This window comes from Caballeronia sp. GACF4 (assembly GCF_023631025.1).
Classification (GTDB): Bacteria; Pseudomonadota; Gammaproteobacteria; order Burkholderiales; family Burkholderiaceae; genus Caballeronia.
This window is the reverse complement of sequence record NZ_JALQDW010000002.1, coordinates 90407-103190: the sequence shown is the minus strand read 5'-3', so window position 1 is coordinate 103190 and position 12784 is coordinate 90407. Positions and strand designations below refer to the sequence as shown.

The 12784-nt window shown below is 62.0% G+C and carries 12 protein-coding genes; 8 read left to right on the top strand and 4 right to left on the bottom strand.

The window, feature by feature from the left end; all coding sequences use genetic code 11:
* Window positions 1-121 precede the first annotated feature (121 nt).
* Entirely contained in the window at window positions 122-841 is a 720-nt protein-coding gene (gene aqpZ / locus NCR40_RS00520) for an aquaporin Z (protein WP_250508484.1), read from the top strand.
* Window positions 842-1139: 298 nt separating this feature from the next.
* Window positions 1140-1424, top strand: coding sequence for a PXPV repeat protein (locus tag NCR40_RS00515; protein WP_244826808.1), 285 nt, complete (start codon window positions 1140-1142; stop codon window positions 1422-1424).
* Window positions 1425-1878: 454 nt separating this feature from the next.
* Here the strand turns inward: NCR40_RS00515 and NCR40_RS00510 are convergent, their stop codons facing one another.
* Window positions 1879-2703: a Cof-type HAD-IIB family hydrolase gene (locus NCR40_RS00510; RefSeq protein WP_250508483.1), complete on the bottom strand. Its 825-nt coding sequence runs from the start codon at window positions 2701-2703 to the stop codon at window positions 1879-1881.
* Between the two features lie 47 nt (window positions 2704-2750).
* The gene (locus NCR40_RS00505; protein ID WP_250508482.1) at window positions 2751-3647 is read right to left on the bottom strand and encodes a glucosamine kinase nucleotide-binding domain-containing protein; all 897 of its coding nucleotides are present in this window, start codon (window positions 3645-3647) and stop codon (window positions 2751-2753) included.
* A gap of 109 nt (window positions 3648-3756) precedes the next feature.
* Between NCR40_RS00505 and NCR40_RS00500 the strand changes: the two genes are divergently transcribed.
* From NCR40_RS00500 to NCR40_RS00490, 3 genes are all read left to right on the top strand, one after another.
* The gene (locus NCR40_RS00500) at window positions 3757-4368 is read left to right on the top strand and encodes a DNA-3-methyladenine glycosylase I (protein WP_250508481.1); all 612 of its coding nucleotides are present in this window, start codon (window positions 3757-3759) and stop codon (window positions 4366-4368) included.
* Window positions 4369-4809: 441 nt separating this feature from the next.
* The gene (locus tag NCR40_RS00495; protein WP_244826804.1) at window positions 4810-5235 is read left to right on the top strand and encodes a hypothetical protein; all 426 of its coding nucleotides are present in this window, start codon (window positions 4810-4812) and stop codon (window positions 5233-5235) included.
* Window positions 5236-5270: 35 nt separating this feature from the next.
* Window positions 5271-5630 (top strand): phospholipase D-like domain-containing protein, encoded by a 360-nt coding sequence (locus tag NCR40_RS00490; protein ID WP_250462691.1) that lies wholly within the window; start codon window positions 5271-5273, stop codon window positions 5628-5630.
* A 100-nt stretch (window positions 5631-5730) separates the two neighbouring features.
* Here the strand turns inward: NCR40_RS00490 and rpsU are convergent, their stop codons facing one another.
* Both rpsU and NCR40_RS00480 read right to left on the bottom strand, forming a co-directional pair.
* On the bottom strand, window positions 5731-5943 hold the full coding sequence (rpsU, locus tag NCR40_RS00485) for a 30S ribosomal protein S21 (RefSeq protein ID WP_244826802.1): 213 nt from the start codon (window positions 5941-5943) through the stop codon (window positions 5731-5733).
* Between the two features lie 322 nt (window positions 5944-6265).
* On the bottom strand, window positions 6266-7216 hold the full coding sequence (locus NCR40_RS00480; protein ID WP_250508480.1) for an aldo/keto reductase: 951 nt from the start codon (window positions 7214-7216) through the stop codon (window positions 6266-6268).
* 187 nt (window positions 7217-7403) lie between these two features.
* On the opposite strand from NCR40_RS00480, the gene NCR40_RS00475 reads away from it, so the two are divergent.
* The 3 genes from NCR40_RS00475 (at window position 7404) to fliD (ending at window position 12777) form a co-directional block, all read left to right on the top strand.
* Window positions 7404-9644, top strand: coding sequence for a tetratricopeptide repeat protein (locus NCR40_RS00475; RefSeq protein ID WP_244826800.1), 2241 nt, complete (start codon window positions 7404-7406; stop codon window positions 9642-9644).
* 275 nt (window positions 9645-9919) lie between these two features.
* Window positions 9920-11056 carry a flagellin gene (locus NCR40_RS00470; protein WP_250508479.1) on the top strand — a complete coding sequence of 379 codons (1137 nt, stop codon included), beginning with the start codon at window positions 9920-9922 and terminating at the stop codon, window positions 11054-11056.
* Window positions 11057-11235: 179 nt separating this feature from the next.
* The gene (gene fliD / locus NCR40_RS00465) at window positions 11236-12777 is read left to right on the top strand and encodes a flagellar filament capping protein FliD (RefSeq protein ID WP_244826798.1); all 1542 of its coding nucleotides are present in this window, start codon (window positions 11236-11238) and stop codon (window positions 12775-12777) included.
* The last annotated feature ends 7 nt before the right edge of the window (window positions 12778-12784 follow it).

Genomic DNA, 12784 nt, shown 5'->3' with positions numbered 1-12784 from the left:
GCAAATCAACCATTTTTGACAGTTTTGCCAAAGAATCGCGCTTAAACTCCGCTGCGCAAGAGGATTTGAGCTTTCTTGCATTTTGTCAACGGTTGTTCATATTTTTCACGAAGGCAGGATCATGCAATTGTCGACGCGTCTCGGCGCTGAAATTTTCGGTACTTTCTGGCTTGTGCTGGGCGGTTGCGGAAGCGCCGTGCTTGCCGCGGCCTTTCCTCATGTCGGCATTGGCCTGGCTGGCGTTTCGCTGGCGTTCGGTCTCACCGTGCTCACCATGGCTTACGCCATCGGCCATGTGTCGGGTTGCCACCTGAACCCTGCGGTCAGCATCGGTCTCGCGGTTGCGGGCCGCTTTCCGGTACGTGATCTCGGTCCGTACATCATCGCTCAGGTGATCGGCGCGACGCTCGGCGCATGGGTTTTGTCGCTTATCGCCACGGGCAATCCCGACTTCAATTTGGTTGCCAGCGGCTTCGCGGCGAACGGTTTCGGCGAGCACTCGCCGGGCAACTATTCGATGCTCGCGGCACTGGTTTGCGAAGGCGTAATGACTTTCTTCTTCCTGTTCGTCATTCTCGGCGCCACCGATGACCGCGCACCGAAGGGTTTCGCGCCGATCGCCATCGGCCTGTGCCTCACGCTCATCCATTTGATCTCGATTCCCGTCACCAACACGTCGGTGAATCCGGCGCGTTCGACTGGCCCGGCATTGTTCGTCGGCGGCTGGGCACTCGACCAGTTGTGGCTGTTCTGGATCGCGCCGTTGGCCGGTGCAATCGTCGCGGGCGTGGTGTACCCGATCCTGACGAGCGAACGCAGAAAGGCACTGATCACTGCCTAAGTACGTTTGATCATGCTTCAAAGACGGGCGCCTCGTGCGCCCGTTTTGCTTTTCCAGCGCGAATTCTGTGCTCTTAGATTAAAGCGGCGAGACAAATGTAATGGACAATTACGAAGCATGCTTACTATCTTCGTTTTGCGCGTCGTTCCCTCGCTTGAAAACCTTGCTGGACAAGGCTCCGGCTTGCTTCATCGTCTTTACGACGCGCTTTCATACCGTAACAACTCGTCGAGGCTTGTAAGACGCGCGGCGCTTACATTGGACTCATGCGACACGCGTCGCTCTAAAGGAGAACACCATGAAGCGCATCGTCACCCACATGCTCGTAGCTGCCGGCCTCGCGATCGGTGCGGTTGGAGCGGCTCAGGCCCACAGTGATCTTCACATCGGCGTTTCGCTCGGCGCACCCGCGTATGTGGCGCCGGCTCCGGTTTATGTGCGCCCGGCGCCGGTGTATGGCGGACCTTATTATCGTCATGAGGAACCGCGCTGGCATGGCAACTACGGCCACGACAATGGCCGATGGAATCGTGCCGGCTGGCATGACAACGGCAATCACAATGGCTGGGGACGTCGCGGATAAGAATGGCGCAGTCGGTTGCGGCTGCGGTTGCGGCTGCGGCTGCCGGAGCTGCGGTGGCCGGAGCTGCGGCGGCGGTCGCAGTTGAAGTCGCCGTCGCCGTCGCAGTCGCAGTCGCAGTCGCACTTACGGTGGCGTTCGCCGTCGAAGTTTCGATGGCACTCGCGGTCGTTGTCGCAGTTGCGATGGCACTCGCGGTCGCCGTTGCCGTCACAGTTGCGTTGGCAGTTGGAGTCGCAGTCGCACCTACCGTGGCAGTCGCCTTCGCAGTTGCGATGGCACTCGCGGTCGCCGTTGCCGTCACAGTTGCGTTGGCAGTTGGAGTCGCAGTCGCACTTACGGTGGCGGTTGCCTTCGCAGTTGCGATGGCAGTCGCGGTCGCCGTTGCCTCCGCAGTTGCGATGGCACTCGAAGTCGCAGCACGAGCCACCGACGCCCCGCACGCTCCATCAACAGGTCAGGCATCCGCAATGTCGTCGCGAATCCCGAAAAGCTTGCGCAACTGATGCGCGACACCCGCCTCGAAGTTGTTGCCAATACGCGGTACGTCCGGCAGCCGCTTGATGAGATCGGGATTCGCGTTGTTCATCATGAACGGATGCCCTGCCGTTTCGAGCAGATCGATGTCGTTCATGTTGTCGCCAAACGCGACGCATTGTGCGGGATCGATATCCAGTCGCTGCAAAACGTAGCGCAGCGCGCGTCCCTTCGATACATCCGAAGTCATCACCTCGAGACAGTCCGGCAGCGAATAGGTGACGTACAGCGAGTCGCCGAATTCGCGCTCCAGATTTGCCGCTGTCTCTTTCAGATCGGCCGGCTCGCCGATATACAGCACCTTCGCGATGTTCTCGCCGTCGTGCTCGCGCAGATCCATCACCTCGTACTTGAAGCCCGAATCCTGATGGAAAACGAGCAATTGCGGCGCGTGGCGGTCGATCAGCCACGCGTCGTCGGCGAAGAGGTTGACGATCACGCGCCCATTGCCGCCCGCAAGATCCGGTTGCACCAGACGGCGAACGGCGGCGGGATCGAGATCGCGCGAGTAGATGCGTTCGTCGCCAGGCGCGTGCACGCGTGCGCCGTTCGACGTGATCAGATAGGCGTCGACACCGAGCACATCGCGAATACCCGCGACGTCGCGATAATGCCGCCCCGTCGCGATCACGATAGGTACGCCGCGCGACGCGAGCGTGCGAACGGTGGTCGCGGTGAAGGGGTCGAGCTGGTGGTCGCTGTTGAGAAGCGTGCCGTCGAGATCGGTTGCAATGGCCGAGTACATGAACTGCCCTGTGTGAGCGGATCGAAGCTGCCGCGAAGCGGGCTATTTTATCGCGCCCGACGATGCGCACGTCTCGCCAGTTCCAACGCGCCAGCGGCCGAATCGGCGCGCGGGGATCGCACGCGTTCGCGCAAGGCGGCAGGCACGAACGGCTCGTAAAGCGCGGCTAGTCCGCCGCACAACGCAACAGGCAGCTTGCCCGCGGGATCGAGCGCGCCGACGAGCGTCTCGATCTCCCGTGCGGCCTGCGCGAGCAAACGCGCCGCCGCCGGATGATCGCGGAACTCGAAGACGAGCGGCGCGAGCGTGGCGTACACCGTCTGATTGGCGGCGCAGAGCCACACGACAAGGCTGTCGCGATCGCTTGCGCCGGTGCGTTCGAGCAGTGCGCGCGACCAGCCGTCGGCATCCGCGCGACCGTCGAGAACGCGCTGAAGATGCACGACCGCCCGCAGGCCGAGCCACGCGCCGCTGGCTTCGTCGCCGCTCGGAAAGCCATAACCGCCGGCGATTCGGCATACACCGGCTTCATCGAGCGATGCCGCGATGCTGCCCGTACCGAGCGCGACGATCACGCCCGCGTCGCCTCCGTGCGCGCCCAAAACCGTGGTGTAGGCGTCGCTCTCGACGCTCAACGCGCGCACGCGTGGCGCGTGAGCAAGAAAGCCCGCGAGCCAGTCTGCGTTATTGACGCCAGCCAGACCGCAGCCGAGCGAGCACGCGTTCCAGTCGAACGGCAGACCGGCGCTTTCGAAGGCGCGCCGGCAGGCATCGCCGATAGCCTGCCACGCGCGCTCCACGCCGAGCGCGAGCGCCGAGGGACCGCCGCTCGCGCGCGCGAGTTCGGCGCCGCCAGCATCGGCAAGAATCACGCGCGTGCCGCTGCCGCCGCCGTCGATGCCCAGCAGAAAGCCGTCGGAAGAAGTAAGAGTCGAGGTAGTCATGGCCGCAAGCTTACCGGTGCTGGCGGCGCGCGCCAATTGGCCGAATGGCCGAGGTGGCGGAAAGCGGCCCTTCGGCTATCCTGACGCGATCCGAAAACCGAGAAACGCAATGGCCGATACCGACGCAACCCGCTGCTCCTGGGCGACCGCCACGACGGACGCAATGGTCCACTATCACGACACCGAATGGGGCGTGCCCTCCCGCGACGATCGTCACCTCTTCGAAATGCTGGTGCTCGAAGGCGCGCAAGCCGGGCTTTCGTGGTCGACCATTCTCAACAAACGGGAGGGCTACCGCGCGCTGTTCGCGGACTTCGATATCGAGAAAGTCGCGCGCTTCACTGCGAAGGACATCGAGCGGATCGTCGGCGACGCGCGCGTGGTGCGTAACCGCATGAAGATCGAATCGGCGGTGCTCAATGCGCGCGCGGTCCAGCAAATTCAGGCCGAGCACGGGTCGTTCGCCAGCTTCGTGTGGTCGTTCGTCGGCGACGCGCCGATCGACACGCCCCGGAGCGCGGACAATCCAACACCAGCATCGACGCCCGAGTCGGACGAACTCAGCCGCGCGCTCAAGAAGTACGGCTGCAAGTTCATCGGCACGACCATTTGCTATGCGTTCATGCAGGCGGCCGGCATGGTCAACGACCACGCGGCGACGTGTCAGGCGCGACAAAAAATCAAGACGAAACGGAAAGCGCCCGCCAAGACCAAGCAATGAGCCCAGTCCGATATGGAAAATCTTTGCTTTTTGGCAACATGCCTGAGTGCAAAAACTACGTATCAGGGAAGATCCTTATAGCTGACGTTTTTTTGCAGTGAAGCAGCGCTAAAACCTTACTGGCTAAGGGTTTCCGATGCTTCTTCCGCACTGCACGAACGTGCGGTTCATGTAAAAATGGCGTCCTCGCGTGCGCCACCGCACCTTTTTACCGAGCCGAACCGTTATAACTGTCGGTAAGCGGATCGTTCAAGGAATCAAGAATCCGACGCGAGCATAAGGACGCTATGAGACCCAGGCGTCCAGGCCGGGAAAACCATCATGCTCGAAGCAGTACCCGGATAGCAGTCGCAACAACGCCGCTGTTCCGGTGCCGCAAGTGCAGGTTGCTCGAACTACTCAACGCTTGGCCGCTGCGCAGGGGCGCAGGGGAGATTGAATATGAAAAGCCTTAACTTCCTGACCCATCAGGACATTTTCAACCGCGCAGTCCAGCATCTTCTCGTGCAAGGACAAGCCGCATTGCTGCCACACGGCGGCGGCGCGTATCGCGGATACTGCGGCGGCTGCCCGATCGGCAGCTTCATTCAGCCGCGCGACTACATCACGGCGATGGAAGGCATTCCCATTCGCTACATCGCGAAGGCGCCCGAAGTGGTGCCGGCGTATATGGATGTAGGCGTCGCGGGTCTCAAGCGTGCGCTCTTGCGCGCGCGTATCAACGTGTTCGATCCCAACACCGTCGAGTTGCTCTCCTGCCTGCAGAACGTGCATGACGTTTTCGGCAAATGGGAATGGCGCGAGCGTCTTGCTTCGATCGCGCGCCAGTTCGGTCTGTCGGCCGAGCTCCTGAAAACGGCTGCATAAGCGCTTCGGGTGTCGAGATGTTGAGCCCAATCACGATGTTGAGTCCAAAGGACATCTACCAACGCGTCAGCCGGCATTTGCTGGAGCAAGGCGCGGTATCGGAAGATGACAACGGTTCCTGCCGCCTGCGCAGCGCGAACGGGCGCAAATGCGCAATCGGTTCGCTGGTGCGCGACGAGCATTACGACCCGGCGCTCGAAGGCGTGGGAATTTCGTACTACCGGCACGCGCACGACGGCAAGCTATTGCGCGCGCTGTATGCGTCGAATGTGAATGCGTACGATCCGAACGTGATCGATCTATTGATGGAGCTGGAGCAGATTCACGACGACTCGAGCGTCGAGGAATGGCCACATCGGCTCGCGGTACTCGGCAAGCGTCACGCGTTCGTCTAAAGACCGGCGGTAGAAAGCAAAACGGCGGTGCGCCCTTAGGGGTCGCACCGCCGTTTGCCTTTGCCGAACCAGATTCGCACCCGGCCCGAGGCGAAGACGCTTAGTGCATCTTCTTCGGCAGCATCTGGCTGCGCAGGCGCTTGCGCAGACGCGAAACGGCTGCTGCCTTCTTGCGCTTGCGCGCGGTGGTCGGCTTTTCGTACGACTGGCGCTCGCGGAGTTCCGCGATCAGGCCATTCTTTTCGATCGTGCGACGGAAACGCCGAATCGCGACATCAAACGGCTCGTTTTCTTTAAGGGTAATGGTGGTCATGTAAATCCTGTTTCGCTAAACGTATTTCTAACTGCACGACGGACAAACCCGCCGCGCGCCGGCACTCCGATCGTCCACCCAACACGGCGGACACGAGCAAAGCGGCCACGGAGGCCGGAAAAGAGAGAGAGTTGAGATTCAGTTGCGCGCTCGCTGGAAAGACGTGAACGCGCATTTGGAGCCGTCTGCTGCACATTGAGCATTTTCACGCTCGACGGCAAAGGCAAAAATCGGACACATTTCTCGATTCGGGCGCGATGTTACCAGAACCTCGCGCCCGTGCCAACACCTCGGTTCACTGCAAGCCTTTGATGCAGCGGAATTATTTTTGCCAGGCGCTGGCTTCGTCGAGCGCTTTGACATCTTCCGGCGTAAGTTGCAGGCGCGTGGCTTCCGCAAGGCTTTCCAGTTGCTGCACGGACGTCGCGCTGGCGATAGGCGCGGTCACGCTCGGGCGCGCGATGATCCACGCAAGCGCGACCGTCGCCGGCGCCGTGTCATTGCGTTTGGCGACTTCGACGAGCGCATCGACAATTTTCAAACCGCGGTCGTTCAGGTACTTCTCCACACGCGAGCCGCGCGCCTTTTCCTGCGTGTCTTCCTTCGAGCGGTACTTACCCGACAGAAAGCCGCTTGCAAGACTGAAGTACGTCGCCACGGCGAGCTTGTTGGCCTCGACGACCGGTTCGAGATCCGTCTCGTAGGCTTCGCGATCGTAAAGGTTGTATTCCGGCTGAAGGATTTCGTATGCGGGCAGTCCCGATTCCTTCGAGATCTTCAGCGCCTCTTCCACCCGCGCGCCCGAATAGTTCGACGCGCCGATCACGCGCACCTTGCCTGCGGCGATGAGCTTCTGATAAGCGCCGAGCGTTTCTTCGAGCGGCGTGTTTTCGTCGTCGCGATGCGAGTAGTACACGTCGATGTAATCGGTCTTCAGGCGCCGCAGCGAGTCGTCCACCGCCGCCGCGATATTCGCCGCCGAAAGCCCCGAGCGCGTGCTCAGCATGCCGACCTTGGTCGCCAGCACGATCTTGTCGCGCTTGCCGCTTTCCTTGAACCACTTGCCGATGATCGTCTCCGACTCGCCGCCCTGGTGCCCGTCGATCCACGCGGAGTAAACGTCGGCGGTATCGACGAAGTTGAGGCCGTGATCAACGAACGCGTCGAGGATGGAGAACGACGTGCGCTCGTCCGCGGTCCAGCCGAACACGTTGCCGCCGAAAGAAAGCGGCGCGACTTTGAGATCCGATTTGCCGATGGTGCGTGTCTGCATATGTGCTCCGGATGCTTGATGGGTACGGATCGAAAAGGATACGCGGGAACGCGCCCGTGCGCTCGGCGCGCTTTTCGGTGCCTCGCGCAAAAGCGCCGAACTGAGCGGTTTTTCCCCGCCAGTTCCGCCCTTCGGCTCAAGGTGGACGGCTCGATAATCCGTGCAACGCTACCGAAATGCCGAGACCATGAACACCTTCGAAGCACTGGACCAAACGCCCGCACACGTCGCGACGAACGCCGACCAGCAGTTCGAGGCCGATCTCGCCGATGTGCTGCAAGCCGCGATCCTGCAGCATCAGACGCTCAACCTGCACGAGGCCGAGAAGCTCTATCTCCTCGTTCTGGACGCGCGGCCGCAACACGCCGACGCCAACTTCAACCTCGGCATGCTGATGGCGCAGCGCGGTCAATACGAGGCAGCCGTGCCGTTCTTCGAAACCGCGATCGGCACGGACCCGACGCAGCATATCTATTGGGCTACGTATATCGACGTGCTGACGCGCAGCGGTCAGGTCGCGGCGGCGAATATCGTGTTCGAAGTCGCGGTCGCGCAAGGCATGAGCGGGCCGGCAATCGAGAAACTGGCCGCCGAACTGCGCGATGCGACAAAGTCGCGCGAAGGCATCACGGCGCCAAACGGCCGCACGACGCCGACGCCGCAGGAAGTACAGCAGTTGCATGCGCACTTCAATGGCGGGCGACTCGAAGAAGCCGTGGCGCTCGCGAAGACCCTGACGCAGCGCTTCCCCACTTTTCTGCTGGGATGGGAAGTCATGGGCGTGGCCCAGGTTCGCCTGATGGACCTGCAGTCGGCCATTCCCTCGCTACGCCGTTATCTGCAATTGAAGCCGGATGGAATCGACGTTCGCCGAATCCTGGCCGACTCCCTGCGCCTCTTCGACAAGTTCTTCGAAGCGGAAGCCGAATGCCGGCGCATGATCGAGCAGGACCCGAACTATCCGGAAGCGCACCGCATTCTCGGCGTGACGCTGCGCTCGCTGATGCGCCTCGACGACGCGCAAGCTGCTTGCCGTCGCGCCGTGGAACTCGCGCCGTTGTCGGCGAAAGCGCACGAAACGCTCGGCGTGGTGCTGATGGACCAGACGCGGTTCGACGACGCGGAGAAGCATTCGCGTCGCGCGATCGAACTCGATCCAACTTGCGACAGCGCGCACGAGAACCTGTTGTTCTGCTTGTCGCACAAGGAAGAAATCGACCGGAAGGCGTACTTCGAGCAGCATCTGTACTTCGCCGAGCAATGCGCGAAGCCGCTGCAATCGACGTGGAAGAAGCATCGGAACCAGCCGGACCCGAACCGCTGCATTCGCGTGGGCTTCGTCTCGGGCGACTACAACCAGCATCCGGTGGCTGTCTTCATCGAGCCGGTGTTCCGCTATCTCGTGAACGATCCCAGCGTCACGGTGCACGCGTACTACAACCGCTCGGTGACCGACGAGGTCACGCGCACGCTGCGCGATATCGTGCCGCGCTGGCACGACGTCTCGGGTTATAGCGATGCCGCGCTCGCCGACAAGATTCGCGCGGACGGCATCGACGTGCTGATCGATCTTTCGGGGCACACGGCCTATAACCGCCTGCTGACTTTCGCGCGCAAACCCGCGCCGATCCAGGCGACGTGGATGGGCTATCTCGGCACGACCGGCATGACCGCGATGGATTACTACATCGGCGATCGCCACTATGTGCCTGAAGAACAGATCGACGGTCAGTTCGTCGAAAAGCTGGCTTATCTGCCGGCGTATGCGCCTTTCAAGCCCTCGGAACATGCGCCGGCGCTCAACGCGTTGCCCGCGCTCACCAACGGCCACATCACTTTCGGCAGCTTCAACCGCTTCAACAAACTGCGTCCGCGCACCATCGCGCTGTGGTCGGAACTGCTGCGCGCGGTGCCGGATGCGCGCATGTTGATCGCAGGCGTGCCGCGCGACAACAGCCACACGATTCTGATCGATTGGTTCGAGAAGGAAGGAATCGATGTGAGCCGGCTCGAGTTTCGTCAGCGCTCGTCGCTCGTGCGCTATCTCGCGCATCACCTCGACGCCGATATCGCGCTCGACACGTTCCCTTACGCGGGCGGCGTCACCACCATGCAGGCGCTGTGGATGGGCGTGCCCACGCTCACCTTGCCCGGCGAACTGATCGCGAGCCGAGGCAGCACGTCGGTGCTTTCCAACACGGGCCTCGGTGACTTCGTGGCTCGCGACCGCGCGGACTTCGTCGCGAAGGGCATCGAATGGGCGGGCCGGGTCGAAGAACTCGCGCAGATCCGCGCCGGCATGCGCGAGCGCTGCCTGCAATCGCCGGGCTTCCAGCCCGACACGGTGGCCCGCGCGCTCTCCGCCAGCATGCGCCAGATGTGGCAGCGCTGGTGCGCCGGCAAGGCTGCGGCCACGTTCGACGTCTGAAGCGAATTTTTTAACGAAAGAAGTCGCTCCGTCTGCCGTTAAAGCTCTCAGACGGGGCATTCAAAAACCGCGAGCATCGGCAGCAGAGCCCCGCTGGGCAAGCTTTAGCACGGATTTCCAGGTATTTATCAGGCAAATCGAAACGAGCACTAAAGTTTGCCTAGCACGGGCCGAAAACCTAAACAAGCGGCCAAACAAACAAACGACGGACGCTTCCGCCAAACGATGGCGTTATCAACTCAGATAAATGCGCCAGGCCTCATCGGAGAAACAAAATGATCGGTATCAATAGCAACATCAACTCGCTGGTCGCTCAGCAAAACCTGAACGGCACGCAAAGCGCACTGTCGTCGGCAATCACGCGTCTTTCGTCGGGCAAGCGCATCAACAGCGCAGCAGACGACGCAGCTGGCCTCGCAATCGCTTCGCGCATGACCTCGCAGATCAACGGCCTGAACCAAGGCGTTTCGAACGCGAACGACGGCGTGTCGATGGTTCAGACGGCTTCGAGCGGTCTGTCGCAGATCACGGACAACCTTCAGCGTATCCGTCAGTTGGCCGTGCAAGCATCGAGCGGCTCGCTGTCGACGGCTGACAAGACCTCGCTGCAACAAGAAGTGACGCAGCGTATCAGCGAAATCAACCGTATCTCGTCGCAAACCACGTTCAACGGCACGAACCTGCTCGACGGCACCGCCGGCAGCAAGACGTTCCAGGTTGGCGCGAACGTCGGCCAGTCGATCACGATCGACCTCGGCTCGGCAGCAAACGTCTCGGCTCTGTCGCTCGGCGGCAGCAACCCGCAGAAGGGCACGGTCATCGGCACGGTCGACGGTCTGAGCCTGGGCAACACGGGTGCATCCGCAGCTGCCAGTTCGGCAACGATCACGTCGGTCAACGTCATCGCTGACGGCTCCGGCGGCTACACGTTCACCGACCAGGACAACAAGGCACTCGGCAGCTCGTTCGCCTCGTCGAACGTGTTCACGGGTCTGTCCGCAGGCAGCACGAGCATCAGCCTGAACAGCACCAACGTTCCTTCGGCAACTGCAGCTCAAACGTCCGAAGTCGGCGCGCTGACCGCGAACAACACGCCGCCGCAAGTGTCGCAAATCGACATCAGCAAGGCGAACGGCGCATCGTCCGCAATCGAGGCAGTCGACAACGCACTGGATGCAGTGAACTCGCTGCAAGCTCAGTTGGGCGCCGTGCAGAACCGCTTCAGCTCGGTTGCCGCTACCCAGACCGCGCAGTCGACCAACCTGTCGTCCGCTCAGTCGCAGATCACCGACGCGAACTTCGCGCAAGAAACCGCGAACCTCTCGAAGGCTCAGGTTCTGCAACAAGCTGGTATCTCGGTTCTGGCGCAAGCGAACTCGATGCCCCAGCAGGTTCTGAAGCTCCTCGGCTAAGCATCGCCGACGCAGTAACCGGCGCGTCTCGATCACGGCGCGCCGGCGACGTACCCAGGGAGGCTTGCCTCCCGATTTGCATTTCCGCCAGAGGCGCCTTCATGACGAATCGCCTGCTGACGGCGCAGTAAAACGCATCTTCAACCGCTCACGGCAAGAAGCCAGAAACGGAGCCATACATGTCCACGGTAGCAACCACTTCGGCATCCACGGTCGATCCGACCAGCGCCGTCCAGCAGGCCGCGCAGTCGATCATCAGTGGCTCGACCAACTCCACGATGGATGTGAACTCGCTCGTCACCGCCATCGTCAACGCGAAGGTCGCCGGACAGACGGATGCGCTGACAGCCAAGCAAACCAAGGACAACACCCAGCTCACCGCGGTCGGCACGCTCAAGTCCGTGCTGTCGCTTTTGCAAAGCTCGGTGAGTTCGCTCGCGGACGGCACGACGCTCGGCGCCTTCACGGCGACCGGCAGCGGCAAGGGTCTGACCGGCACGGCCAGCACCGGCGCGGTCGCGGGCACTTATTCGGTCGCGGTTAGCAATATCGCCACCTCGCAATCGCTTACCTCCACCGCGTTCACCAGCACCGCGCAACTCGGCACGGGCACGATGAAGCTGTCGGTGGGCGGCAAGGACATGTCGATCAGCATCGACTCTTCGAACAACACGCTCGCGGGCATTGCGTCCGCGATCAACAAGGCAAGCGGTAACCCCGGCATCACGGCGGCGGTCGTCAACGGCACCGATGGCGCGCACCTCGTGCTGCGCTCGGCGTCGACGGGCCAGGCCAACGGCATTACCGTGGCGGTCACGCCGAACATGCAGTCCGACGGCACGACGCCCGACGACAACGGTTTGTCCAAACTCAACGTGGCATCGACGTTGAGCGCCGCCACGACAGATTCGAACGGCAATGCGGTTCCGGCACAGACGGCCATCAGCTCGTCGAACTGGACGCAGACGACGGCCGGCATGGACGCCAACTTCACCATCGCGGGCACGCCTGCCAGCAGCTCGACCAATGCGGTCACGACGGCGCTGTCCGGCGTGACGCTGAATCTCACGTCGGATGCGGTCGGCACGACCCAGACCTTGACCATCGCGCAGGACACGGCCACGCAGAAGACGGCCATCGATGGCTTCGTCACCGCGTACAACAACTTCATCACGACGGCCGCGTCGCTGACTTCGTTCGACTCGACCCAGGCAGCCGGTTCGCAAGGCGGCGCGCTGCTCGGCGACTCGATGATGAACACCATTCGCAACGCCCTTTCCAGCACGATTGCCAAGGGCGTGGGTTCCGGCACGAGCCAGGTGAACCTCGCATCGATCGGCATTACGCTGCAACCGGACGGCACGCTCAAGACCGACGAAGACGCGCTGACCGCAGCATTGTCGAGCAACTCGGGCGCGGTGGCATCGCTCTTCAATTCGAGCACGGGCGTAGCCGCGCAACTGAACAACAGCCTGACCGGATTTCTCGCGACAGGCGGTATCGTCGATACGCGCACGACCGCGCTCACCGCCGATCTTTCGAGCATCACGGACCAGCAAACCGCGCTCGCTTCCTACACGGCGCAACTGACCACGACCTACAACGATCAGTTCACCGCGCTCAACACGCTGATGTCGCAGATGGCGACGCAGGGCAGCTACCTGACCGCGCTCTTCGGCGGCACCAACAGCGCGGGCGCGCTGGCAAGCAACAAGTCGTAAGGAACGA

Coding starts and splice junctions, on each gene's coding strand:
- NCR40_RS00505 (WP_250508482.1), bottom strand. CDS start 3,647: ATGACTACCTCGACTCTTACTTCTTCCGACGGCTTTCTGCTGGGCATC.
- NCR40_RS00490 (WP_250462691.1), top strand. CDS start 5,271: ATGTTGAGTCCAAAGGACATCTACCAACGCGTCAGCCGGCATTTGCTG.
- NCR40_RS00500 (WP_250508481.1), top strand. CDS start 3,757: ATGGCCGATACCGACGCAACCCGCTGCTCCTGGGCGACCGCCACGACG.
- NCR40_RS00510 (WP_250508483.1), bottom strand. CDS start 2,703: ATGTACTCGGCCATTGCAACCGATCTCGACGGCACGCTTCTCAACAGC.
- NCR40_RS00475 (WP_244826800.1), top strand. CDS start 7,404: ATGAACACCTTCGAAGCACTGGACCAAACGCCCGCACACGTCGCGACG.
- NCR40_RS00470 (WP_250508479.1), top strand. CDS start 9,920: ATGATCGGTATCAATAGCAACATCAACTCGCTGGTCGCTCAGCAAAAC.
- rpsU (WP_244826802.1), bottom strand. CDS start 5,943: ATGACCACCATTACCCTTAAAGAAAACGAGCCGTTTGATGTCGCGATT.
- NCR40_RS00515 (WP_244826808.1), top strand. CDS start 1,140: ATGAAGCGCATCGTCACCCACATGCTCGTAGCTGCCGGCCTCGCGATC.
- NCR40_RS00480 (WP_250508480.1), bottom strand. CDS start 7,216: ATGCAGACACGCACCATCGGCAAATCGGATCTCAAAGTCGCGCCGCTT.
- NCR40_RS00495 (WP_244826804.1), top strand. CDS start 4,810: ATGAAAAGCCTTAACTTCCTGACCCATCAGGACATTTTCAACCGCGCA.
- aqpZ (WP_250508484.1), top strand. CDS start 122: ATGCAATTGTCGACGCGTCTCGGCGCTGAAATTTTCGGTACTTTCTGG.
- fliD (WP_244826798.1), top strand. CDS start 11,236: ATGTCCACGGTAGCAACCACTTCGGCATCCACGGTCGATCCGACCAGC.